General features: G+C 48.6%; 20 protein-coding genes. 4 read left to right on the plus strand and 16 right to left on the minus strand.

Features of this window, described 5'->3' with window-relative positions; translation table 11 throughout:
* Positions 1 to 13: 13 nt before the first annotated feature.
* Positions 14 to 541 carry a translation initiation factor IF-3 gene (infC, locus tag H6F93_RS28235; protein WP_190645927.1) on the minus strand — a complete coding sequence of 176 codons (528 nt, stop codon included), beginning with the start codon at positions 539 to 541 and terminating at the stop codon, positions 14 to 16.
* A gap of 171 nt (positions 542 to 712) precedes the next feature.
* Here infC and H6F93_RS28240 point away from each other — a divergent pair, with 171 nt between their 5' ends.
* On the plus strand, positions 713 to 1,429 hold the full coding sequence (locus H6F93_RS28240) for a ComF family protein (RefSeq protein WP_190688381.1): 717 nt from the start codon (positions 713 to 715) through the stop codon (positions 1,427 to 1,429).
* Here the strand turns inward: H6F93_RS28240 and H6F93_RS28245 are convergent.
* Positions 1,424 to 1,786, minus strand: a complete 363-nt coding sequence (locus tag H6F93_RS28245) for a hypothetical protein (protein WP_190688385.1) — start codon at positions 1,784 to 1,786, stop codon at positions 1,424 to 1,426. The two genes, H6F93_RS28240 and H6F93_RS28245, sit on opposite strands and share 6 nt — an antisense overlap.
* A gap of 109 nt (positions 1,787 to 1,895) precedes the next feature.
* Complete coding sequence (locus tag H6F93_RS28250) at positions 1,896 to 2,852, minus strand: glycosyltransferase family 2 protein (RefSeq protein ID WP_190688389.1); 957 nt, start codon at positions 2,850 to 2,852, stop codon at positions 1,896 to 1,898.
* 433 nt (positions 2,853 to 3,285) lie between these two features.
* On the opposite strand from H6F93_RS28250, the gene H6F93_RS28255 reads away from it, so the two are divergent.
* Positions 3,286 to 4,140: a glycosyltransferase gene (locus tag H6F93_RS28255; protein WP_190688392.1), complete on the plus strand. Its 855-nt coding sequence runs from the start codon at positions 3,286 to 3,288 to the stop codon at positions 4,138 to 4,140.
* Positions 4,141 to 4,152: 12 nt separating this feature from the next.
* Here the strand turns inward: H6F93_RS28255 and H6F93_RS28260 are convergent, their stop codons facing one another.
* Both H6F93_RS28260 and H6F93_RS28265 read right to left on the minus strand, forming a co-directional pair.
* Complete coding sequence (locus tag H6F93_RS28260; protein ID WP_190688395.1) at positions 4,153 to 5,154, minus strand: Npun_R2821/Npun_R2822 family protein; 1,002 nt, start codon at positions 5,152 to 5,154, stop codon at positions 4,153 to 4,155.
* Positions 5,155 to 5,305: 151 nt separating this feature from the next.
* Positions 5,306 to 6,874, minus strand: coding sequence for a glycosyltransferase family 39 protein (locus tag H6F93_RS28265; protein ID WP_190688398.1), 1,569 nt, complete (start codon positions 6,872 to 6,874; stop codon positions 5,306 to 5,308).
* 119 nt (positions 6,875 to 6,993) lie between these two features.
* Here H6F93_RS28265 and H6F93_RS28270 point away from each other — a divergent pair, with 119 nt between their 5' ends.
* Entirely contained in the window at positions 6,994 to 8,196 is a 1,203-nt protein-coding gene (locus tag H6F93_RS28270; protein WP_199314143.1) for a glycosyltransferase family 4 protein, read from the plus strand.
* An 18-nt stretch (positions 8,197 to 8,214) separates the two neighbouring features.
* On the plus strand, positions 8,215 to 10,890 hold the full coding sequence (locus tag H6F93_RS28275; protein WP_190688403.1) for a hypothetical protein: 2,676 nt from the start codon (positions 8,215 to 8,217) through the stop codon (positions 10,888 to 10,890).
* Between the two features lie 14 nt (positions 10,891 to 10,904).
* On the opposite strand, the gene H6F93_RS28280 is transcribed toward H6F93_RS28275, so the two are convergent.
* The 11 genes from H6F93_RS28280 to H6F93_RS28330 all read right to left on the minus strand — a co-directional run bounded on the left by H6F93_RS28280 (position 10,905) and on the right by H6F93_RS28330 (position 22,786).
* Complete coding sequence (locus H6F93_RS28280) at positions 10,905 to 11,117, minus strand: hypothetical protein (RefSeq protein WP_190645918.1); 213 nt, start codon at positions 11,115 to 11,117, stop codon at positions 10,905 to 10,907.
* 142 nt (positions 11,118 to 11,259) lie between these two features.
* Complete coding sequence (locus H6F93_RS28285; RefSeq protein WP_190688407.1) at positions 11,260 to 12,396, minus strand: glycoside hydrolase family 5 protein; 1,137 nt, start codon at positions 12,394 to 12,396, stop codon at positions 11,260 to 11,262.
* Positions 12,393 to 13,424 (minus strand): glycosyltransferase family 2 protein, encoded by a 1,032-nt coding sequence (locus tag H6F93_RS28290; RefSeq protein ID WP_190688410.1) that lies wholly within the window; start codon positions 13,422 to 13,424, stop codon positions 12,393 to 12,395. Before H6F93_RS28290 ends, H6F93_RS28285 begins: the two co-directional genes overlap by 4 nt.
* Before the next feature lie 165 nt (positions 13,425 to 13,589).
* Positions 13,590 to 14,627, minus strand: coding sequence for a glycosyltransferase family 2 protein (locus tag H6F93_RS28295; RefSeq protein ID WP_190688413.1), 1,038 nt, complete (start codon positions 14,625 to 14,627; stop codon positions 13,590 to 13,592).
* A 32-nt stretch (positions 14,628 to 14,659) separates the two neighbouring features.
* Positions 14,660 to 15,925: an oligosaccharide flippase family protein gene (locus tag H6F93_RS28300; RefSeq protein ID WP_190688416.1), complete on the minus strand. Its 1,266-nt coding sequence runs from the start codon at positions 15,923 to 15,925 to the stop codon at positions 14,660 to 14,662.
* 181 nt (positions 15,926 to 16,106) lie between these two features.
* Complete coding sequence (locus H6F93_RS28305) at positions 16,107 to 17,078, minus strand: glycosyltransferase (RefSeq protein ID WP_190688421.1); 972 nt, start codon at positions 17,076 to 17,078, stop codon at positions 16,107 to 16,109.
* A 70-nt stretch (positions 17,079 to 17,148) separates the two neighbouring features.
* Positions 17,149 to 18,441 carry an O-antigen ligase family protein gene (locus tag H6F93_RS28310; RefSeq protein WP_190688424.1) on the minus strand — a complete coding sequence of 431 codons (1,293 nt, stop codon included), beginning with the start codon at positions 18,439 to 18,441 and terminating at the stop codon, positions 17,149 to 17,151.
* A gap of 30 nt (positions 18,442 to 18,471) precedes the next feature.
* Entirely contained in the window at positions 18,472 to 20,031 is a 1,560-nt protein-coding gene (locus tag H6F93_RS28315) for a GumC family protein (protein WP_190688427.1), read from the minus strand.
* A 53-nt stretch (positions 20,032 to 20,084) separates the two neighbouring features.
* On the minus strand, positions 20,085 to 21,176 hold the full coding sequence (locus H6F93_RS28320; RefSeq protein ID WP_190645910.1) for a polysaccharide biosynthesis/export family protein: 1,092 nt from the start codon (positions 21,174 to 21,176) through the stop codon (positions 20,085 to 20,087).
* A gap of 55 nt (positions 21,177 to 21,231) precedes the next feature.
* Complete coding sequence (locus H6F93_RS28325; RefSeq protein ID WP_190688430.1) at positions 21,232 to 21,966, minus strand: acyltransferase; 735 nt, start codon at positions 21,964 to 21,966, stop codon at positions 21,232 to 21,234.
* A gap of 85 nt (positions 21,967 to 22,051) precedes the next feature.
* Entirely contained in the window at positions 22,052 to 22,786 is a 735-nt protein-coding gene (locus H6F93_RS28330; RefSeq protein ID WP_190688434.1) for an acyltransferase, read from the minus strand.
* Between the last annotated feature and the right edge of the window lie 55 nt (positions 22,787 to 22,841).

A 22,841-nucleotide genomic window follows, 5' to 3' on the forward strand; every position in this document is an offset into this window, starting at 1 on the left:
GTAAGCAGTATTCCTACTTCTTGGGAGAGAGCATCATCATCATGTTGCGCCCTTCACGTTTTGGAGCCTGCTGAAGTTCAGCAACTTCTTGCAAATCGGTTGCCATTCTCATCAGCAGGGTTTCTGCCAGGTCACTGTGCTGGATCTCCCGACCCCGGAACATGATCGTAGCTTTAACTTTATCGCCTGCTTTAAGAAACTTTTCTGCCTGGTTTACCCGAACGTGATAGTCGTGATCTTCAATCTTGTATCGCATTTTCACTTCTTTTACGTCAGAAGTGTGCTGCTTCTTCCGGGCTTCCCGCGCTTTCTTTTCCTGCTCAAACTTAAACTTGCCGTAGTCCATGATCCGGCAAACTGGCGGGTCTGCTTTGTCACTGACAAGCACCAAGTCCAGCTCTTTTTCCTCTGCCATTTTCAGGGCATCGCGGGGCACCATAATTCCTAGCTGCCCACCATCTGTATCTATAACCCTAATTTTTGGAAAGCGAATTCGTTCGTTAATAGTCGGTAAGTCTCGGTTTTGCTTGATCAGAGCCATGTGCAATTGTGTTAGCTGTCCTTTGTTAATGTTTTGCGGTTGTGAGAGGGAACTTACTAGGGTTTGCGATGAAACGAGATAACAAACATATTAGATCGCACAGCAGAAAGTGGAACTATAGATTTGTTACCCGCATTCTACTCGGAATTGCAGGGTGTCTGCCTACTACAAATGGGGGAGGGACAGGTGCAGAGTTTGAGCGGATTGCTGAATTTGTTTTTGGAGTTGGGCTGTTCGCTTTGTCAACGGTCTACCCCGGGGGAACTGTGCCAGGGGTGTCAACGGCAAATTCAACGATGTCAGGGCAGTGACGCTCAGTGGCAGGAACCACTGCCCTTGTTTGCGTGGGGGGTGTACGGTGGGGCGCTGAAACGGGCGATCGCCACCCTCAAATATGACAACCAACCTCGTCTAGCACGCCCTTTGGGACATTGGTTAGCTCAGGCTTGGCTAGAGTCATCCCAGCAAAAGATGCTGCGTCAAAAGCCGACGGTCGTGCCTATTCCAATGTACGCTGCCAAAAAGCAGCAGCGGGGGTATGACCAGGCTGAACTGCTGGCAAAACATTTTTGCGAATTCGCAGGTTTGCCTCTGCAGCGGCGAGGTCTAGAGCGGATTCGCTCGACGGAAGCGCAATTTACTCTTTCTGCAACAGCCCGCGAGGAAAATTTGAGCGACGCATTTCGGGTGGGTAAGGAACTTCAGCGCCATCGCTCATCTGCGGTGCTGTTGCTGGATGATGTCTACACGACGGGAGCAACGGCTCGCTCTGCAATGCAAATCCTGCATCATCATGCGATTGAAGTGGTGGGGTTGGTGGCGATCGCAAAACCTATCATGGAAGCCCGAAATAAGCTTGAGCATAAAACTTCAAGCAGCAGCTTATGAGGGGCGCATAATCGGGCGAGTTGGCGGCAATTCGGTAGAGCCAAACACAGGAGTAGGGTCAAGTCCAGCTATTTGCTGAAACTGAGATGGGGTAATAGTGCTAACAATCGGCTGATTTTCCCAAGTTTTAAGCTTGTTGTGGGATTGGGTTAAAAACTCTACTCCTCTCAGCATTGGAACGCTTGACCATTGATCGACCAGCGTTTCAACCAAGGCTAGCTCGATCAGGGGCGGTGGATAAATTTGCAGAAGTTCATCTAGATAGGTATTGAATCTATCTACTTCATTGCCGCTCAGCTGATAGCTACTGATGATGTATTTTACGCGCTGCTGGCTTAGCTGTTCCCGAATCTCCATTAAGACCTCAGCCGGAGGGTTTGTCTTTGCTTGTTTGGCGTAGTTGCTATTTCAAGGCGATCGCCAAACCTAGTTTCTAAGATCGTACTCCGAAGTAGATCAAATTGGGTTAAATCGACTGAGATTGTACTTGCCTCAATAGATGAAACGTGGGTTTTCTTAAAGTCATGGGCAAGAAAGATAGAGCCAATCCTACTAAAGCTTTAGGACGCGAAGCAGATTGACCGACCCGAACTAGCGCCTTTCCGGCTTGTGTCTCGCCCGTCTCGATCAGACGCAATCCCAAAAGAAGCTGAGACTCAGCAAGACGCGATCGCCTAATCTGCTCTAGTTTTTCTGACTCAAATTGAAAATTCTCCAGGTATTGGATTTTGTCTTTTAAGTAGGGAATTGCTCGTCCAATGCCCTGTTGCTGAGCATGAAAGCGATATTCCATTAGCCGCTCTGGTAAGTAATAACCCTTTTTACCTGCCAGAGCCAAACGCACCAGCAAATCATTGTCTTCACAGTTTTGAATATTAGGACGCATATAGCCCAGCTCTGCTAAAACTCGCCGCCGAAACAAGGTTGCGCCAATTTGAAAACTCTGCTGCACAAACACGACTTCTAGCAAGTTTGGGATGATCCCAGCTGATAAATTGGTGCGCCCCCACTTCTGGGAATTGTCGTCTGTCACTTGCGGATCTCGCGCATTATTAATGTCGATTACCCAGTGATCGGTACCAACAAAATCTACGTCGGGCTGTTCGTCTAAAATCGTCGCAGTTCGTGCCAGGAAGTCAGGCGTGAGGCGATCGTCATCATCAAATTTAATAAAATATTCACCACTGGCAGCTTCAAAACCAGAGCGCATGTTATTGCTCTTGCCAATGTTTCGAGGATGCCGAACGTAGTGAATTCTACGGTCATCGATTTGAGTCACGATCTCAGCCGTGGTGTCGGTTGAGCCATCATCACAAATAATCAGTTCAAAATCCTGGAGAGTTTGCTGAAGCACGCTTTGAATGGCGATCGGCAGCAGTTTCTCTCGATTGTAGGTAGGAATACAAACACTAACTTTAGGCATCTGTTTGAATTGTGGACAGATTAATGAAAGGGGGATCAACAGTCAGACTATGGTTGGTCAATTGCTCTGGTTTTGCAGCTTAAGCCTGATCGCCAGGTTCCTCACGTATATTAGCCAACCCAACAGACCCGATTCTTTAGATGATTGCCGAGAAGCCTTGTGGATTAAGCAACAGAGCTTAATCGGTGCTCGTAAGAATTCTACGGTCGCATAGCCTCGCTCCTAGGCATACAACCCTGGTTGTGCAAACCCAAAATTAAGCTGAGGAACCTTCCCTAGTGGGGATGCGGTCTTAGCAAATGTTAACTAAGTTGAGAAGAATTTAACGTCAGCGGCAGCTTTAAGCCATTCAAGGCAATCAGTTTTTCTAACTAAAGTGAGGTAACTGATGCAGACCCAGGAATTTAAGCACTTTGTCGTCACTCGGATGAACGTGGACTGGCAGATTTCGCGTCCTAGAAGCGATCGCAACGAGCCAGAGTTCCTCAGCAGAAGGTTTGCTTTGTTCGAGCAGATCTGCCTTCCGTCCATCACAGCACAGACCAACAGGAATTTTACCTGGTTGATGCTTCTAGATGCAGCCTTACCGACTCAGTTTAAAGAGAGAGTTGAAAAATATTGCTCAATAACTCAGCTTGTTCCCATCTACATAGAGAGTCGGGAGACATTGCTAAACTCGGTTAGGCAAGTAGTTAGAGAACACACAAATCAGAATTGCAAGTACTTGATTACGACTAGCTTAGATAGCGACGATGCAATTTCGAAAGATTTCTTGCAGCTAGTTCAAAACCAATTTAGGAAGCAAGAATTCGAATTTATTAACTTTCCGTTCGGCTATTTGTATCGAGTTAGCGAACAAAAGCTTTATCTGAGAGAATGGTTGACTTCGCCATTCCATACGTTGATCGAATCCTATCAAGGCGATTGCAAAACCGTTCTTGAATACGGTCATACTGAAATTAGCAACTATAAAACTTGCCAGATTGTAGCTGAACCTGTTTGGTTAATGGTGGCTCATGGTAATAATGTGCGAACCAACTTTGATGTCAGTGCTGCATGGCAGCCCGTTAACCGCCTTGGTTCAAATTTTGCAGTTAGCCTGGATTTCCCTAAAAGCAGCAGGCTCAAGAGTCTAAAGAGGATGACTGTAGAGATTCTGAATGTTGTGAGAAGCAACAAGGAATGGGATACTTTGAAGGTCAAAACAAGAAAAATTTCTAATATTATTTCTCCCTCTACAGTGCGTACCTTGAGGAAGGTTAAATTCAATTTTTCCAGGCAGGTATAGTACTAGAAGCGTTTACCTGAGTTTTTGAGAAATTTTTTGGATGTAGCGACCCAATTGAGTCGGAAAGTTGACCGCTTGTAAATGTTTGGGCTCTTGATCGGGTTGTTTTAAGAAACGGTAATGTAAAAAGATTTCTCTGTAGCATACATCGACATCCTCTCCTTTGCTCAGGCAGAAAAAGTCTTCTGGAGAGTAATTCATGTAGTGCAAGCGATGAATTGGCTTTAAGCCTTGTTCATTGTAAAGAACGTTATTAATGTTGACGAAAGGATCGGCATCAGCACAGTTGCCAGTCCGTTCCTGCGCGTTGAGACTCAGCGTAAAGTTAAATTGGGGGCGATCGCTTCTCAAGGTCAAATAGTTAAACAGAAAAGCATCATCCCACCATCGAGGAACCCAAGATACTTCCTGGCAGTCAATCAGTTTTTGCTTTAGAGCTAATAGTTCTTGCTCCGCGAAAATGCCTCGTTTTGAGCCAAAGAAACTAGAGCAATGCAGTTTAGTTCTAACCTGAGTTTCAGGGTAGCAACCTGTTTGAGTTGCTAATGCTAAATCAAGGGCAGTCTGCCCCTCTGGTTTGTTATGTTCCCAATCATTAAATACAAAATCGTAGGTATTTAGCTTTTCAAATATGTCGTCAATCGGCTTCATCGCTAGACTGTCTGCGTCGTAAAATACGAACTGGTCGAACGGTCCGTCAAAAGTAACAAATTTGCGATGCAGCCCTATATTTTTTGCTGGCAAACGAGTTAGCCATTGAGATTGGGCGATAGGATGGGCTGTCCAAACCTGCCGAGCAAAGTCTTCCCAGCGTTGAATTGAGTTCCAGTCTTGAAAAAGTTTTACATTAGGTCTGAATTCTATTTCTTGAGTGATTCTCTCAATCTGATGATCAAAAGGAATAACCAGAATAGGAATATTTGAACTAACGTTTGCTTCGATGCTATTAAGCAGGGCAATGAGTTGGTCATAGACCCGATCATTTGCCAAGGTATAGAGTCCGCGCGATTGCATAAATCCTTTTCTAGAATGCGAAATGCATTAGTTAATTGAAGACTCAAGATGAATTTGAATTGAAAGATTCAAGCTGGTTACCCTTTAAGGTTCCCAATTCTAATTCTGTCTGCTTGTTCAGAAGCTATGGGACGGATTCCTTGAACTGAGGCTAGTTTTTGCTCGTGAGCCGCCAAAGCCAGGTTCTACCTCGTTCTTGGTAAGCAGGTTGGACAGATGCCTGCTGCTGTGCTGCGAGTTGCGATCGCAAGGACTGCGAGTAAGTCATTAAGAAAACATCACTAAAGCCTGCTCGAATCTGGGGCACGTTCGGCTCGACGGTCAGTTGAAGCGTCACGTTTGGATTCAGTAAACGGCTTAGTGACAAAATTTCACCCCCCCCCATTGAGGTGTTTGCAATCAGCAGGGGGCGTGGCGATTGATTGATGATCTTGGCGATAGGCGGATTGTAGTAGCTGATGACCTTATTCCAGCCGATCGGGGTTTTAGCGCCAATGCTGCAAGAGAGAATGCTGAGGGCGATCGCCCCTGCCAAAACAGCCAGCGCTAACACTTGCTGCCATGAACCAAAAGCATTGGATTCCAGTAGGTTTACCAGGCAATAAGCAACCGCGATTTGAATGCCCAAGTAGCAGGGAATGGCGTATCGCGTAGCGGTGGATCGTTGTCCGCCCCAAATCAGGTCGGGTAGCAGAATTGTGAAAGCCGTCGTGCCAATCAGGGTGAAGACAAATAGCCAAACCCGAATCGAGGTAGATTGCCAGAGCCAGTAGACTGCACCGATTTCCAACAGCAGCACAAAAGCATAGACACCGAAAATACTGGCTGTGTAAGCAAACTGAGAATGAAGTTTGAAGTCTGCATCGAAAAAGATGCGTCTCAAATTCAATGCCCAAACTCTGGCGATCGCTTTCCAGCTAGACGGTCGGTTTGCCCAGGCAGTTGTGGTTTGCACGGAACTGTGGCGGGTGGCGACTGCCCAAATCCAGGGCACGAATGTGAGCAAGGCGACGATTGAAGCCAGCAGATAATGTTCTAAGATTGGCGTCCAGCGAAATTGCTCCACTCCGATCACATAAATGCTGTGCCCGATCGCCACTAGCCCTGAAAACAGGAACGTATACAGCCCCAGGGAAAGCGTCACAGCGTAAAGCGCCCAACTGGCAAAGCTATCGACTCGCATCGCGTAAAGCAACGCAGCGTTGGCTACCAAAATTAACACTGTCCACAGGCTGTACTGTCTAGCTTCCTGGGCAAAGACGACATGCAGGGGCGAGATCGCAACCAGGGCAATCGCCAACCATGCCACATCCGTTGACCCAAATAGCTCCAGGCAAAGCCAGTAGAGGCTGGGAAAGACTAGTAAGCTAAAAATTACAGACAAACTTCTTACGGCCGCTGCCGAACTGCCTACCCATTGCGCCCACAGTCGAATCAGCGTGTAGTACAGCGGCGGATGCTGTGGCTCTTCCTGGGCGAGTCCTCGAATCGTTCCCCAAATGCCTTTTTGATCATTGGGATGCTGAAATTTCTGCAACTCTTGCGGCGTAATTTCCTTGCCGTTAAATGCCTGCTGCATCACCTCTGCTTCGCTGTAGCCAGAGATTCGCAGAGATGTGAAAGCTTCGTCGTACCAATAGAGTTTTTGCCCTAAAGCTGTGCATCGAAAGAAGATGCCTAGAGCGAGGATGGCGATCGCACCAAGTTGAATTTCAGTCATGGAAGGTTTGGATTTCTGAAGCATTGCTGTTCACACAGGTGACCCAGTCGCTACGATTAGCTACGATTGCCCTGGTGAAATTGATATCTATCCCAATAATTCCCCTGATGAAGATCCTGATGCTCTCTGCAACGTTCCCTTACCCACCCACACGGGGAGGAACTCAGGTTAGAACGTTTAACCTAATCAAGTATTTGAGCCAGCGTCACGATATCACCCTGATAACACAACGTTCCCCTGATGTAACTGACTCTGAGATAGAGGAATTGCGGCAGGCAGTTACAGAACTGGTAGTTTTTCCGCGCCCTCAAGCCGCTGCTGGGCAAAGCATCGGTGGCAAGTTAAAGCGCTTCGGCACCTTTTTGGCTGAGGGAACGCCGCCCAGCGTTCTCTCGATTTATTCGCCTGAGATTCAGAATTGGGTGGATCAGGCAGTACAAGCAGGCAAATTTGCAGCCGTGACCTGTGAACATAGTGTAAATGAAATTTACGTGAAGCCAGAATGGCGATCGCAACTTCGCACTATCGTCAACATCCATAGTTCGGTCTATGGCACCTGTAAAAATCAGCTTGAGACGGGCACCTCTGAGAATTGGCTGCGCGATCGCCTCAACCTGCCGCTGCTGCACCGCTATGAACGGCAATATTGCGGCAAATTTTCTACCATCGTGGCGACCACTGAGGAAGACCGGGATCAGCTTCAGCGGTTTAGCCCGAAGACACCGATCGCTGTCATTCCGAATGGCGTGGACTTTTCTGCCTTTCCCTATCGTGCGTCCGATCCGGGAGGACATCGGCTGATTTTTATCGGCGCGATGGACAATACGCCTAACATTGATGCGGTCTGCTTTTTTAGCCAAGAAGTGTTTCCTAAAATCCAAGCCCTTTACCCCGATGTGACGCTGGAGTTGGTAGGTGCCCGTCCCGTGCCGCAGGTGCAGCAATTGGACGATCGCCCTGGTATCACGGTTACTGGGAAGGTTCCCTCGATGGCAGAATACTTGCATCGTGCAACGGTCTGTGTGGTGCCCATGCGAACCGGCTTTGGGATCAAAAACAAGACGTTAGAAGCAATGGCGGCTGGGGTACCTGTGGTAGGCAGCGATCGCGGCTTAGAAGGACTGGCAGTAGATGGCGAAAATGATCCTCTAACGGCTTTGCGGGCTAACCAGGTTGAGGAATACGTCAACGCAATTAGCCGTCTGTTTGAGAATCTAGAATTGCGGGGTCAATTGTCCAAAAATGGTCGATCACTCGTCGAGAACACCTATACTTGGGAACAAGCCGGACAGCGCTATGAGCGGGCAATTGTTGAAGGGTAGAAATCTACGCAGTTTTGGATGGCGAAACGACCACATGACTTAGATTCAGCTTCAGAGGAGCGGCAAAAGCATCAGCCCGTTCCTCCTAAGCGTTCAGGAGGACAGCAGAGAGGCGATCGCGCCTCTCATCCGGTTAAGGTGAATGTGCTGGTTTCTAACCAAAAACGCTTAACTCAGGGAACTCTGTCTGCCCAAAACGGACAATCTACAGAACCAACGAGCAGCACACCTACCCCACCCGCCAAGGTGCCCGTCAAGGTGAACGTGTTGGTGTCGGCTCAATCCAAAAAATCTTCCAAGAAAGCTCAATCGCCCCGAAAGGCAGAACCAGAGTGGCTTGAAGAAGAGGAACTGGACGAAGAGCTAGAGGATGAAGCGGGCCGTCTTGCCATTAATGTCTTAGTTACGCCTAAACCGAAACGAGGATCAAGGATCAAGTCTGCCTTGCTCGTTTCCTTTGTCCTGCTGGGTATGGCGGGAACCGTTGTGGGCGGAGGTTGGCTGGCGGTGCAGCTCATCATCAACCCTGGGTCAGTCAGATGGCTAAGCTGGATGATGCCAGAGTGGAATCGTCACGCACTCCAGCGAGAGGTCATTCAAACGCTGGCTGAGATTGAAGCAGAAGCGACCGAGGCAGGGCGATCGCTAGGCACTCCGCTCTACCTCCCGGCAACGGTAGGGTTGCCGCAGGATTTGCTGATCCCAATTTTGGCGGAATCTGATCACTGTGGTGGCAGGGGGGCGATCGCCTCCGTTCCGTCTGGCTGCGGCAGGCTAGTCGAAGTCAGAATTTATCGTCCGCTTTCAGCCAGGGAGGGAGCGCGCCCTGGTTCCTTTCAACTGATGAGCCGGATGTCGGTAAACGGCCCTGAAGAATTTTTTGTGCTTGACCCGTTTGTTACCTCGCCGACGGCTGTCCCTGGCTCCAATCGGATCATGCCGCTCAGCACTGTCACTCTAATCGAAGGCAATGCTACAGAGCCGGGAATTTGGCTACATCTCAGCGGTGAACGGATGCGGGGCAGCACACGCATCGTCTATGGGCAAGTGGTGCGCTACGATCCGGCAATTCCACAGCTCTATTCTCTAGTGGAATGGACAAGCCCCGCTGGAAAGTTTCCCACCTGGCAGCAGATCACGGGCAGCGAAGCCACAGAACTGGTTGTTAACCAAACGGTTGGGCTGGAGCCAAGCTTCAAGGTTTATCAGGTAGAGAGGTTGCAATCGTCCACTGAACCGATTCGCCTGACACCAATTTTGTTGGAACAAGCTGCTCTTGATAGTCGGACTTATGAAAACGGGCTGACTCTGGCGCGAAATGGGTTGTGGTCGGCAGCACTGCGAACGCTGGAATCCCTCAAGCAGCAGATCGATGCAGCGAATTGGTCAGCTCCAGCCCAAGCTCAGCTAGACCTGATTGCGCTCCATGCCAACGCCACCAAAGCTCAAGCAGAGCGTGATTGGGCTAGCCCCAGCCAGCAGATTTTGGCACAGCTAATTGACGGACGTTGGGGCAACGCACTGCAATTACTGCAAACCACGATTCGCAACGGTTACGATTTGTCGAGTCTGTTGGAGGTTGACTCTGACCGGATTTGGCGACGAGTTAATGCTGCTCTTCAGGTTAACCGCAACCAGCCCGATGTCCAGATTTGGGGCGCTCTAGTGCTAACGGCTCAGCGCGATCGCGCCGCTGCGATCGCCTGGTTGCGCCAACAAAACCCGTCTCCAGATACCAATACCCGCATCCAGCAAGTCCTGAATCTGGTTAATCCCCAATCGGCACCAACGCTTACAGCCAGCCATGATAGCCGCATGATTGGCTCTGCGACCCAGGTTTCTAGCATCAATGCGGTAGATTGGCTGCGCCCCCAAGCTAACAGTCCACTGACCTTAACGGGGCAGCAAGTTTGGTATCAGATCCAGCTTGCTAATTTTCATGATGGGCAGCGCTGGCGGCGATCGCCCTTTTCTGACCTGAACTTACCTTCTACTGGAGCGGCTCAGCGGCTCTGGAGCCTATTGGGGCTAACGAATAATTCGCCCATTCAAATCCTGGTGTGGTCAGCCGATGGTCAGCCTCAAACGATTGAAGCAACCGTCAAAGCGGCTCGTGTTAGCGGCGGCAACCTGCAACTGCTGGCAGCAGGTTCACCGCCATCTAATGCAAATTCATCTGCTGGGCAAGCGCTTTCTCCATTAGCCATTACCCTATCCACCGTCAGTTGGTTGGAGACAGGAAACTTGCTAATGCTGGACGAGTTAAGCCAACAGCAGCCCGACGGAGGGTCAGCGCTACTGACCAATCTTTGGCAGGAATTGCAGCGAGCAGGTCAGGTTCAAGCTACCGATCTGGAAGACCCGGACTTGCTGCAAGAGGTAGGGCAGTGGTCGGTCGAGTTGATAGATTTGACTGGAGATGGACAGCTTGAATCAGTATTTACCTTCAAGCCCAGCCTGCTAGCTGCTTCAAGCTATGTCACCGCTAGCGCTCAGGCGGCAGATCAGAATGAAACTCGAACGCTGATTTTTTCAGCTCAGGGGCAGTTAATTTATAGCGAACTGAGTACCGACGCAGCTCAATTTTTGGTGGCGATCGCCAACCCCGGCGACGGCACAACGGCTTTATTGGTTGCGAATGGTCAAACCTACGGACTACAACGCTGGTCAGCCCAAAATCAGCGGTTTGAATAGAAAAGCTTAGCTGCTTAAGCTACGTTTCCTAGAAAAATTGCCATTGCCATAATTGCAATGGCTCCAGAGGTCAGCAAAACCACAAATAAGGTTGCCTCAATGAAGAAGCTGCCTTCAAAGCTATTCTTGAGAACGGTCACTGCCCCCACTAGCCCAACTAAGAGCAAAATTGAGGCCAGTTGGGTAAAGTCTTCCCAACGATACGCAATCAAAGGATCATGATCCATCACTACGCCATCACTCGTACTGTTAAATTCAATGAGATGTAACCGGATTGTTGAATCCAGTTATTCAACCTGGCAATCTAGTTTTACCAGGTATGCAGATCCTAGATCCTAGTTTGCCTATCGTCCAACTGACTACCTCCAGTTAGTTAAAAAGCGCCTTTACCACCACCGGATCGGGGACACGCTCTCCATCGGTGCGGCGAATTGCGCCAAAGCCAGAGTCATATTCCCACATCGCCCAGCCAATTTGAGATTGCTCTAGCAGCGATCGCACATCTCGCAACCATGCCTCACGCCCCTCTACGGGTGCAGCCCGACGATAAACGCCAAACTCATTACAGGTGACGTGTACCTGATGGGATTGCCCCCACTCTGCCGCCCGCTGGAGGCTTTCCTTCAGTTTTGCTGCATTCCATTCCTCCTCTCCGTAGTCCATCAGCCAGTCCCGAGCTGTTTCGTTTTCGATCTCAGGTAGGATAGCAGCGATCGCCTCTGCATCTGCTGGGTAAGGCACGTTGCGAAAATGTTCCCAGGTGTCTTCTCCCCAGTCTGCTCCCTGGTGAGTAAAAGACATCGGCTGATAGAAATGGAAGTTGTAAACGACGTTAGGGTCTTCCACGGGCGTAATTTGTTGCAGCGCTACGATCGTGTCCCAGTCGTCCTCTACGCGCAGATTTGCTGAAGCAATCAGAGTATGATCGGGTGCGCCAGCCCGCATTTCAGCCAAGAGCCTTTCCTGAATGGCATACCAATCCTGCGGATTTCGGGTTGCAGGCTCATTCATGACTTCCAGAAAAACCTGGTTTGGATTGCGTGAACTTAGGTGTTGAGCAAGCGATCGCCAAAACAAGCCCACTGCTTCAACAAATGATTCTTCCTGATACAGCCGTCGCTTGAATTCCGACCGGGGATGCAAGTCCACAATCACCGCCAAATCTGCCGCCAAAATCTGATCCAGGGCAGCATCAACATAGGGCAAATTTTCTGAATTCAAGCGCTCTGGCTGTTCTTTGTCAAATAGAATTGTCGGATCGAGCGGCAGTCGAATGTGCCGAAACCCAATCTGTTTGATTAGCTGAATGTCTTCAGGCTGGATTCGATTTTGGAAGTTGTCAGCCGTCAACTCTGCCTGAGCAAACCAGTGAGCCACATTGATGCCCTGGGTTAGCCGCTCTAGGCGGGATTGCTCCACGCCAAGCGATCGCATCATCAGAAGAAGCGATAAAAACAGGGCTGCAAACAGCCCAACGCCAAACAAAATCCAAAATTTTCGCTTCATGCAAGCTGTCCGGTTTGGTCTTGCTGAATTTGTCGCTTTTGAGTCGCTCCCGTAATTTTCAGTGCCAGCGTCTCCATTTGAGTGTAGAGCGACTGCGGCAAGAGCCACAGCAGATAGGCGGCAGCAGCGGTAATCAACGTGCGGCGCGGTTCGTCAATCACCATGCGCCAGTGAGTTCTAATCGCCTGATGCAACAGCGAAACGGCATCTTTTCTCAGTTGCAGCGTCACGGCTCTGCGGGCTAGATATCTCAAGTGATAGGCTCTAGCAGGGTTCTCCCATTGCGCGACGATGTCCGGTGCATAAGACCGGGTTTTTTCGATGACCTGCTCCCAGGAATCCTGCTTTTTCATCAGATTAGCTGAAATTCCGGCTGAGTTGACTCGATAAAGGGTCAGAGATTCAGGAATTCCTTCAATCTTCCAGGGCGTTTGAATCGCGATCCGAAACCAAAAGTCGAGGTCTTGAGAACCCTGAAGCCGCTCATCCCAGTAAAAATCTTGGGTGATGCCATGCAGGTTATCCTCAAATTTGATGGCGGCGATCGCCTCTCGTCGCAGCACCGCCGCTGATCCGTTGCCAATCGGATTTCGACAAATTAAATGAGAAATCTCGATGTCTTGTAATCTAGGCATCTGATAAATACCTAAAGCATTGCCCTGCTCGTCAATGAATGCAGAACGGCTAAAACTAACGCCAACTTCGGGTGAGTTTTCGAGATGCTCAACGTGTTTTTCTAACTTTTCTGGTAGCCATACATCATCTCCATCCAGGAATGCAATGTACTCGCCTTTGGCAGCACGAATGCCTGCGTTTCTAGCTGCATTTGCGCCTTGATTGGGCTGACGAATAATCTGAATGCGCGGGTCTTGAAACTGCTGACAAATACTAACGCTCTGATCAGGAGAACCATCGTCAATGATCAAGAGCTCAAAATCAGAGTAAGTTTGATCTAAAACAGACTGAACGGTTACAGCGATGTACTGCTCAACTTTATAAACAGGAACAATTACAGACACTTTTTTCATGGGTTAGATCCAGTTAAATTACAAAGTTGGTTGACTCTTAAAACTTCCGAAGCCACTAACACATCGTAGGTTGGGTGAAGCGATCGCGTAACCCAGCAAAAGCTAAAAGAATGTTGGGTTTCACTCTGTTCTACCCAACCTACGTTAGAGGGTTAACTAATTTAATTATGGAGAAGTTGCCTGTTGAATTTGCTCCTTCTGAATGCGGTCTTTTTGAATTGAGCCTGCTGCTTTCGCTGCAAGGGTTTCAATCTTTGAGTAAAGCGATTGAGGTAATAGGTAAAGCAAATAGGCAGCAAACCAGGTTCTTAGAGTTCGGCGCGGTTCTTCTAACAGAATTTGTTTAGAAGTAGCGATCGCACGATGCATCAAATTTACTGCCATTGCCCCATCTTTGAGCCGAACGGCTGTCCGAGCAAGATAGCGCAATCGGTAGGCGACCCCTAAATCTCCCCATTCTTTTACTAGCTCAGGTGCATAGGAACGAACCTTTTCAAGCACCTGTTCCCAAGACTCCAACTGCTTGAGTAAATTAGCAGAAAGCCCTTCAGCATTAACTCGATAAAGCGTTAGTGCTTCAGGAATTCCTTCAATTTTCCAGGATGTTTGAATTGCAATTCTCAACCAGCACTCAATGTCTTCTGAACGCCGAAAGCGATCGTCAAAATAAGAATCTTCTACTGTTCCATAGAGGCTATCTTGAAAACGAATTTCCTCTAATACTTGCCGTCGAATCACCGCTGCGGAACCATTGCCAATCGGATTACTACGAAATAGATCTTCTACTGTAATATTTGTCAATTTGGGCATTAAGTAAGTATTTAAAGAATTTCCTGCTGAATCGATTAATGCAGAACGGCTAAAGCTAATACCCACTTCTGGCGAATTTTCTAAATGCTCAATGTGTTTGGCTAATTTTTCTGGTAGCCACAAATCATCCCCATCCAGGAAAGCAATATAATCTCCTTCAGCATGGCGTATTCCGGTATTGCGGGCACCCGCCAAACCTCGGTTTTGCTGATGGATAATTTTGATGCGTGGATCAGAAAATTGCTGACAGATCTCAATACTGCGATCGGGAGAGGCATCATCAATTAAGATTATTTCAAAATTTTGATAAGTCTGTTCTAGGAGCGATCGCACCGTCGCCGCTATATACTTTTCAACTCCATAAACTGGAACAATCACAGACGCTTTTTTCATAACAGATTCCTTAGCGTGGTAGTAACAGTAATTTATGCTTGGGCAAGCGCTCGCTGCTTGGCAAAAACATAGCGAGTTGCCCAAGCAGTATAAAGCGGAATAAAGATGGCATGAGCTAATAGAACGGCGATCGCCACACCTACAACTCCCCAATGAACACCGACCAAAATGCTAACGGCAAAGATAGCCGTAAACATGACATTGCCGATTAAACCGAGACGAGTTTCATCAACAGCTGCTAATAAGCTAAAAGCGGCTGAGTCAAAAGCACGAGGAATTGCAGACAGGCAAATCAGAACCAGAATGGGAATAGCAGGTGTCCACTGTTCACCAAATAGGATAGGAACATAAAAAGGCGCAAGACCTGACTGTAGCAAGACGAATGGAGTAATGATTAATCCAATCGTTTTAAGACTCTTGAAGTAGCCTTTCTTGAAGGCAGCAAATTGCGATCGCAGCTTACATAAATGTGGATATAAAGCCGTCATAATCGACTGAATGATAGTCAGACTAATTCCTAATCCTGCATTGTAAGCAAAGAAATAAGTTCCTAGCTGTGTAACGCCTAAGAAACGACCGACTAGCAAATAATCTAAATTTTCTCTCAAGGTTTTTAATAGATTAATCCCAAGAATGTTTATGCCGAAATTAAAGATTATGCCCCACTTCTCGGTCGTAAATCCTTTATTAGGTCGCCAGGGATGATTCATTAGATAAATGACGAACTCGATTGGTGCTGCTAAGAGTCTCGGTAAAACAATTGCCCACATTCCCATGCCCATAAAGGCAAATACTGCGGTCAAAATGTTTGCCGTTCCATAACGTGCTGCTTGGGCGATCGCGATCGTCTTAAACCGATTTTCTCTCTGGATTAAAGCTGACTGTACCCGCCCAAATGGGCTAACCAACAATGTTAGAGCCAGCACACAAATAGGTAGAATTAGCTGGTCGTCGTTATAGAACCAGGCAACTGGAAAAGCTGCAATGCACTGAAGCAAAAATAATGCTGCGTAAATGATCCAGTTTAGCCAGTATGCACCGATCGCAGTACTCTCTAGGCTTTCATCATCAGATTGAATGACTTTAGCAAAGATGCCGATCTTGGTAAAAGTTTGAGTAAATTCGTAAGTGGTTAAAACCAATGCCGCCAAACCGTAATCGTGGGGCGTTAGAAAGCGCGGCAGAATTACTGTTGCCGCCAACCGGGAAACTCGAATTGCTAATTGGGCAATACTTAACCAGCCCAAGTTGCGAGTGAAATCGTTGTTGACTACTTTTTTAAGAACTAACTGTTTCACACTTTCGAGCTTTGGAGGTAAAACAGTTCTGCTTACAGATTGCTTGTCTTCTCTAGAGGAATTAAGCAATCGCTTCCGAAAGTTGGATTGGTAGACTCTTCGTTTAATTCCAACACTGAATTGTCTAACGAAACTCACAAAGATAACCCCGACCGCAACGTCAAAAAATAAGTTCCTGTATTCAATTTGCTTTTGATACTGACACCATTGGAAAGTTCTTCCCTAGAAATTGAATGAAACGACGGGCAGTTCCCTGAGGGAGAAATTTTACGGTTAGCAGTTTGAGAACTAAGCGTAGGGTTTCGCGGTTCAACAAAATTTTGGGAGATAGTTGAATAGCTTTTAAGAGCTTTCGCTGAGCTTGCTGAACTCCCTGGCGATCGCTTCCATTAAACAAACACTGTTTCGCTAAATACCGATAAGCATTAGCCAAACTTTGATTCTTTAAATACTGAAGCTCTGGGGGTGCTGCCTTGAATGCCCTTTCAATTACAGTCAAGTTTGCATTTTCCATGACCTCAATTTTGGAGGTCATCGACTGAGTAGAACGGCGATACAGAATGTGATATTCAGGAACTACAGCAAAGGGACACAAAGCTGCTAAGCGTAGGTAGTAGTCCCAATCTTCAACGGATTTTAGATTAGGGTCAAACTCTCCCGCAGCTTGAACAAACTGCCTACGAATCAGAATGTTGGAACCGCTAGAAATAAAATTGCGAATAAGCAATTTAGGATAAATATTTCCCTGCCAGTGAAGTGGCTCCCAAGCATAAAGAAAATTGCTGTTTTCATCAATAAAAGCTGTCCAGCTATAGACAACCCCTGCTTCTGGATATGCTTGTAATGCTTTAAGCTGAGCTTCTAGCTTGTTGGGTTTCCATAAATCGTCGGCATCAATGAAAGTAATAAACTCTCCTGTAGCCCTTTGAATGCCGCGATTTCGCGCTACAGGCAATCCGCCATTTTCGTAGGAAAAAACTTTAAGTCGAGGATCGTTAATCGTGTTGAGAAGCTCAATGGTGCGATCGTTTGAGCCATCGTTAATCACAATCAATTCAAAGTCAGAAAAGGTCTGCGCCTGAATAGATTCAATCGTCTCAAGTATGGTCTTCTCAGCATTGTAGACTGGAACGATCACAGACACACACGGCATGATATGAGCCTCTACAAACTAGGAATTAAAGTTTTGTTGCTATAGGGAGCAAACAACCGTTTGCCCCTACTCAAGCTTGAGATTGATTGAGTTGAGGTCTGAGGTGAGAAAAAAGTGCTGGAAATGGCTCCTTAAGGGCGATACCTAGCATGATTAAGCCTGGCCAATAGAGGTAGGCTAGAGTTTCCAAATTCTCGCCAAATGAGAAGAGAAGTAGGATCAGAAGTACAGCTAATCCTGTTTGAGCAGCCTTACTTTTTTGGGCTTTGATAATTAGTTCTACAAAGCTGTACAACATTGGAATCGCTAAGGCAATAAAGCCAACAATCCCATGTACGTAGAGCAGTCCTAGCCAGGTGTGGTGGCTACCAATGGGCATAAAGTTTGTTACGGCCGGACCACGCGGAGCTTTGATTCCATGTCCCCAAATTGGGGCTTCTTGCCATTGATAGAATGCCATTCTTGCCAGGAGTCCCCGAAGGCTGGAAGAGGAAGCTCTTTGGCTGTCAAAATAGTCTTTAAAGTCTCTTGCGTAACCAATTAGCTGAGGTCCAAAAAGACCAGCCGCAAAGCTAGAGAGTCCGGTCGCAATTTGTACACTGGGGCGGCTGAGATTAGCGGCGATCGCCTTCAAAAACGGCAAACTTACAAGGCATAGTAAACCCAGTCGAGAAGCCGAACCCCAAACCATGAGCGCGCTAGAAAACATGCCGATCCAGCGCCATTTTTTGTCAGCATCTTGGCTCGCTAGACAAAAGTAAATGTTGCCTGCAAAGGCTAGAGCAGGTGCCCAGGGCGCAAAGATGAGCAAACGAACTTCGCCCTCTTGCCGCAAAAACAAGCTGACATTATAAAAACGTTCGCTGTTTCCGCCGATCTTAGCCATCAGCGAAACGTTATACAAAGGAGTTTCAATTCCCGTTGTGCTCAGCAGGTAGGCAATTGGAATCAGCACCAAACATTGCAGACACAAAATGCAAATTGCCCGGTAGATTAGCTGCGGTCGAATGTTGAGGCAGCCAATCAGCGGAAATAACGCTAACAATGCCCAGGTTCGCAGGAAGAAGTTGATAAATGATTTGATGATTTTGGCGTCATCGTAGTTGAAGTTGATGTGTCCGATGATTAGCGCTAAGCCAATCATTAGCATTGCTCCAATCCACACCCAAACTCCTAGTGGAATTGAAATTCTTTGGTCAGCAGGGGTTTCGTCTGTTTGTTGCCAGAGTCGCTTAATTACGTAAAGGGCTAAGAGCCAAGCAAGGGCAGGTCCAGTAACAAACAAAGCTCCGATGAAATACAGCCCCATGCTGCCAATAATGTAGTACCAGATTACGGTTTCTTCAAAGTTTTGGGGTTTCATTGAAGGGGGAGAGAATGGTTTGCAGTCAGGCTATTTGTCTTCAGCATTAACAATGGATACTTCTGGAGCAGACTCATGCTTGGCTGAACCATTTAACTCATGTGGCTTAGGAGCTAGTAATGCTCGCAAGGTTTCAATGTCAATGTAGGGCTGAGGTGCTAATGGCTGGGACGGCTGCCCTGCTGTTGCAACGGTTGCATCTGCCAGCGGTCTACGAGGTCTGAGCCAGAGCGCAATAATGGCCATACTAATCAGTAGAGAACCAGCGGCTGTACCCAAGAGAACCAGGCTGGACCGAGGAGAAGCGGCGGATGCAGGCAGGCTGGGTTGATTGATTAGCTGAACCTGCGGGTAGGAGCCATAAATATCAGACTGGCTCAGATCTAGACGGGTAATCGTAGAAGAGAAAACGGCTTCGGCGATCGCCACATCACGAGACAGCGCCTCTAACCTGGAGCCGTACTGGGTCATTTGGCGCAGCCTGCCTTCAAGCTGAGCAATTTGGCGATCGAGTTCTGCGGCTTGTGCGCTCAAACCCTGACTGTCAACTTGGGCAGAAACGGTTTCCTGAAACAGGTTTTCCCGAGCTGAGGAGCGCTGCTCACCCTCACCCAGGTTAAGCTGTGCCAGAGTTGTCTGATCAACGGGTCGCCCTAAAACGGTGCTGCCTCGCTGTAGCATGGCGGTTCTGGCAGCTTCTTGGCGAGTTCGCTCTCGCACAATCATGGGATGGTTGGGACCAAACTGGTTTGACAGCACACTTAGAGCAGCGCTGGCTTCGCTATAGTTGAGCAAATTTCTTTGAAAAAGCTGGTCCGCACTCAGGCTAAAGGCATCTGCCGCTTGTCGGGGAGAGACGTTTAGATTGCGAGAAAGCTGCCCCAGACGGGCGTTGGACTGCTGCTGCTGGGCCGCGATCATGGCGCGTTCGCGACGCAGTTCTTCCAGGTTGGTGGAAATCTGGTCAATTTGCATGTTTGAGCTTAAGCCCGATTCAGCCTTAAACGCCGACAGTTCGTTTTGGGCTAGCTCTAGTTTTGCCTGAGCGTTTGCCAGTGCCGTTTGCACGCCTGCATTTTTTTGTGAAACTTCTTGAATCCGAAGCTGGCTCAGGCTTTCTTCCAGGGACTCATACAAAGCTTGAGCTTTGCGTTGAGCCTGTTCGGGCGAGTCGCCCTCCATCGTGACTGAGATCAGGGTGGTGTTATCGACGATTTGCACTTCTGGTGTGCCAAACTCGCCTCTGGTTAGCCCGATTTTTTCGGCTGCGGCTTCAATCACAGCACTGCTTGTGAGAATGAACTTATAGTTTTCGCGCGGGTCTTGAATGTCGGGGTTGTTGTAGGGCGATCGAATCTCAGAGGTGGTGTCACCAATGTCGGGCAAAGCGACGCGGGTAGTGGTGCCAGCAGAGGGTAGGGCGATCGCCCACTTGCTTGCGTAGTCTGGCTTTGCCATCTTTAGATAGGCGAATGCCAGTCCCCACAATAGTGCATTAGCTGCCAGTCCTATCAGCAGATAGCGCAGCCAGCGACCGTGAGAGGGGGTCGTTTCAGGAACATAAGCCGGAATTGCAGGAGACGTTGTCATAATGTTCAACTCATTTAGCTAAAGGGTTAATCAAAGAATGGGGCTGCAAGAATTTAGTCAAAGAAGATTGAGCGGAGGGTTCTAAACGGGTTAAGGATATTGCCAATAAAGTCGAGTACACCTGTTGTGTTGGTCACGGCTGAGTCGTAGCAAACGATGCTGTCTTCAGGCATGAGGTAAGGGTTAATCTCGGTGTCGTTAGAGTTTCGTAGCAGGTCTTCAACTTTGCGATCAAAAACTTCGGTTTGCCCTGTACTGCGGTTGGTTTGAATGAGCGTAACGCGCCGATTGGCATTGGTCGATCGCGTTCCACCTGCACATTGGGCCGCCACAACCGCCTGAGAAAAGCGTGAACCGTAGGCAACTTGAGTCACTTCGCCATTGCCACCGCTGCCGCCTGGGGTGGTTTGGTTGGAGAGGAAGATGGCGATCGCTGAAGGGGTCACCTGCGAGGGGCGCACCAGTTCTGGCTGGATTTGGGTCAGTTCCGGCACAACAATCTGATCGCCTGCAATCAGCGCAATGTCTTCGACGGGTTCGCCGCTCAGCACGCCCGACAAATCGACGACTATTTCTTCATCGCCGCGAATTAAGCGAACGTTTTCGATGTCGGCTTTGGGAGTCAAGCCACCTGCCCGCCGCAGCACAGAGGTGAGATAGCGCCCAACCGGATATTCTCCCGAAATGGTGAAAGGTTCAGTTTGAGTTTCTTCCACAACTACATCGCGGGGTGCCGCTTCGGAGGGGGTTTGATCGGTGACCAGAATGCGACCCGGTTCAAAAGTTGCACCTGCTACTGTCACCTGCACGGGGCCCCAATCCACAACCTGAGCCGTCACCTGAAGGAACTGAGGCTGAAATAAACCGCCGCTCACTAGAGAGTCGGTTAGTTGCTCTTGCACTTGAGCGACCTCTAAGCCCGCTGCTGGCATTGGCTCGAGGAAGGGGACTTGCAGCGTTCCGTCTAGGTTGACCTCATAAATGCCGCTGAAGCGGTAGGTTTCAGGAATGGCATCGTCAGCCGGAACCGAAATCCGAATGCGATCACCTGGTGACAGCGGTAGCGCCCAACTGAGCGCCGGAACTGCCAGCATTGCTGCCGTTGCAACAGATGTAAGTAGAGAGAACCTCAAACCCTTAATCATGGAATTCACCTGACTTGAAAAAATTAGATTGTCCAGACCGATCAACCTGTTTGACTTAGCCGATTGATGAGTAGCTCAGCCTTTGGAATCTCAAGCGTCTGGAGTGTTTAGCCTGTTTAGGCGTTTGCTCTCGCTGTGAAACCACTTTTGCAGGCACACCCACAGCCACCGAATAGGGTGGAACGTCTTTGGTGACAACGGCTCCTGCGCCAATCACGCTGCCCTGGCTGATGGTGACTCCGTCCATCACCTTGGCTCCATAGCCCAGCCAGCAGTCGTCTTCAATCACAATGCCTTCGTAGGAGTGCCCTTGCTCGACGATGAGCTGAGTTGGGTCGGCATAGACGTGATTGTTGGCAAAGATGCCGACGTGTGGCGCGATCAAACAGTTTTTGCCAATTTTGATAAACAGACCCGATAGGCAACTGTAGGGTCCAATGGAAGTGCGATCGCCAATTTCGATTTTGCCGCCTTCACCGGGATGTACTTTGACATTTACACCTCGACCCAAACAGGCGCGATCGCCCAAGCAAATTTTGGTGTTTCGCCTGACGTTTCTCAAGCGAACATCGCGGTCAATTCTGACTCCATACCCCAACTCGATTGAATTCGCGTTAATCAATTCAACTCCCGTTTCAATTTTGGTAGACTTTCCGATTCGGCCTAAAATGCTGCGGTATGCCAGATTTCGCAATGTCCTTCCTGGGGAAAGAGGTATCCACGAAAAGAAGACAACGACTAAAACTTCTTTCCAATGAGTGAGTTGTGCTAAAAGCTTTTCAGTGTTCATGCGGACTTCGTTCCTAACTGCAAATCATCAAATGTGAATTAATAGCGACACTGACTAGCACTGGTGTTCCTAATCCATCCGCCCATCAAGGGGGAGTGACTAGGGCTGTAATTGCACTCAACTCAGATGTATGAAGCTTGGTGTCGTTCTCATTAACCCTACGCCGAACGACCTTGGCGGGTATTCCAGTCGCAATTGAATACGCTGGAATGTCTTTTGTTACCACGGCATTTGCGCCAATGATGCTGCCTTCGCCAATCGTGACTCCGTCTAGCACTTTGACGCCGCTGCCCAGCCAGCAGTTGTTTTCAATCACGATGCCTTTGTAGCTTTGTCCTTGCTCTCGAATGCTGCGGGTGAGCTCGGTAAACACGTGACTGCTCGCAAAAATGCCAACTTGGGGAGCAATCAAGCAATCGCGTCCGATGCTAATCTGGCGACCTGAGAGACAGGTGTAGGGACCGATCGCCGTCTGCTGCCCGATCTCAATTTGCCCCCCGTTGCCGGAGTGCATTTTGATATCGACTCCACGATTGAGGGTGACGCGATCGCCAATCCGAATTGTGTTTTGCCCAATGTTTCTGATCCGGACGTGGCGATCGATTTTGACGCGATCGCCCAGCTCCAGACAATCAGCATTGATTAGCTCAACCCCCGGCCGAATCTCAACCGCAGCACCAACTCGCGCCAAAATCGCTCGATACAGCAGTCGCCGCAGCGCCGTACCGACTGAGAGTGGCACCCAGCCTACTAGCGTTGTCAGAATTGCTTCTTTGTAGTGTGTCCAGCGAGATTGAGGAAGTGGGTTTGCAGCAGTCATCACGTTCACCCGTATGTTCAAAGTCTTGTAAGTTGGGAAGATCCAGCAATTTAGT

It is taken from the genome of Leptolyngbya sp. FACHB-671 (assembly GCF_014695745.1).
Classification (GTDB): domain Bacteria; phylum Cyanobacteriota; class Cyanobacteriia; order Elainellales; family Elainellaceae; genus JAAUTN01.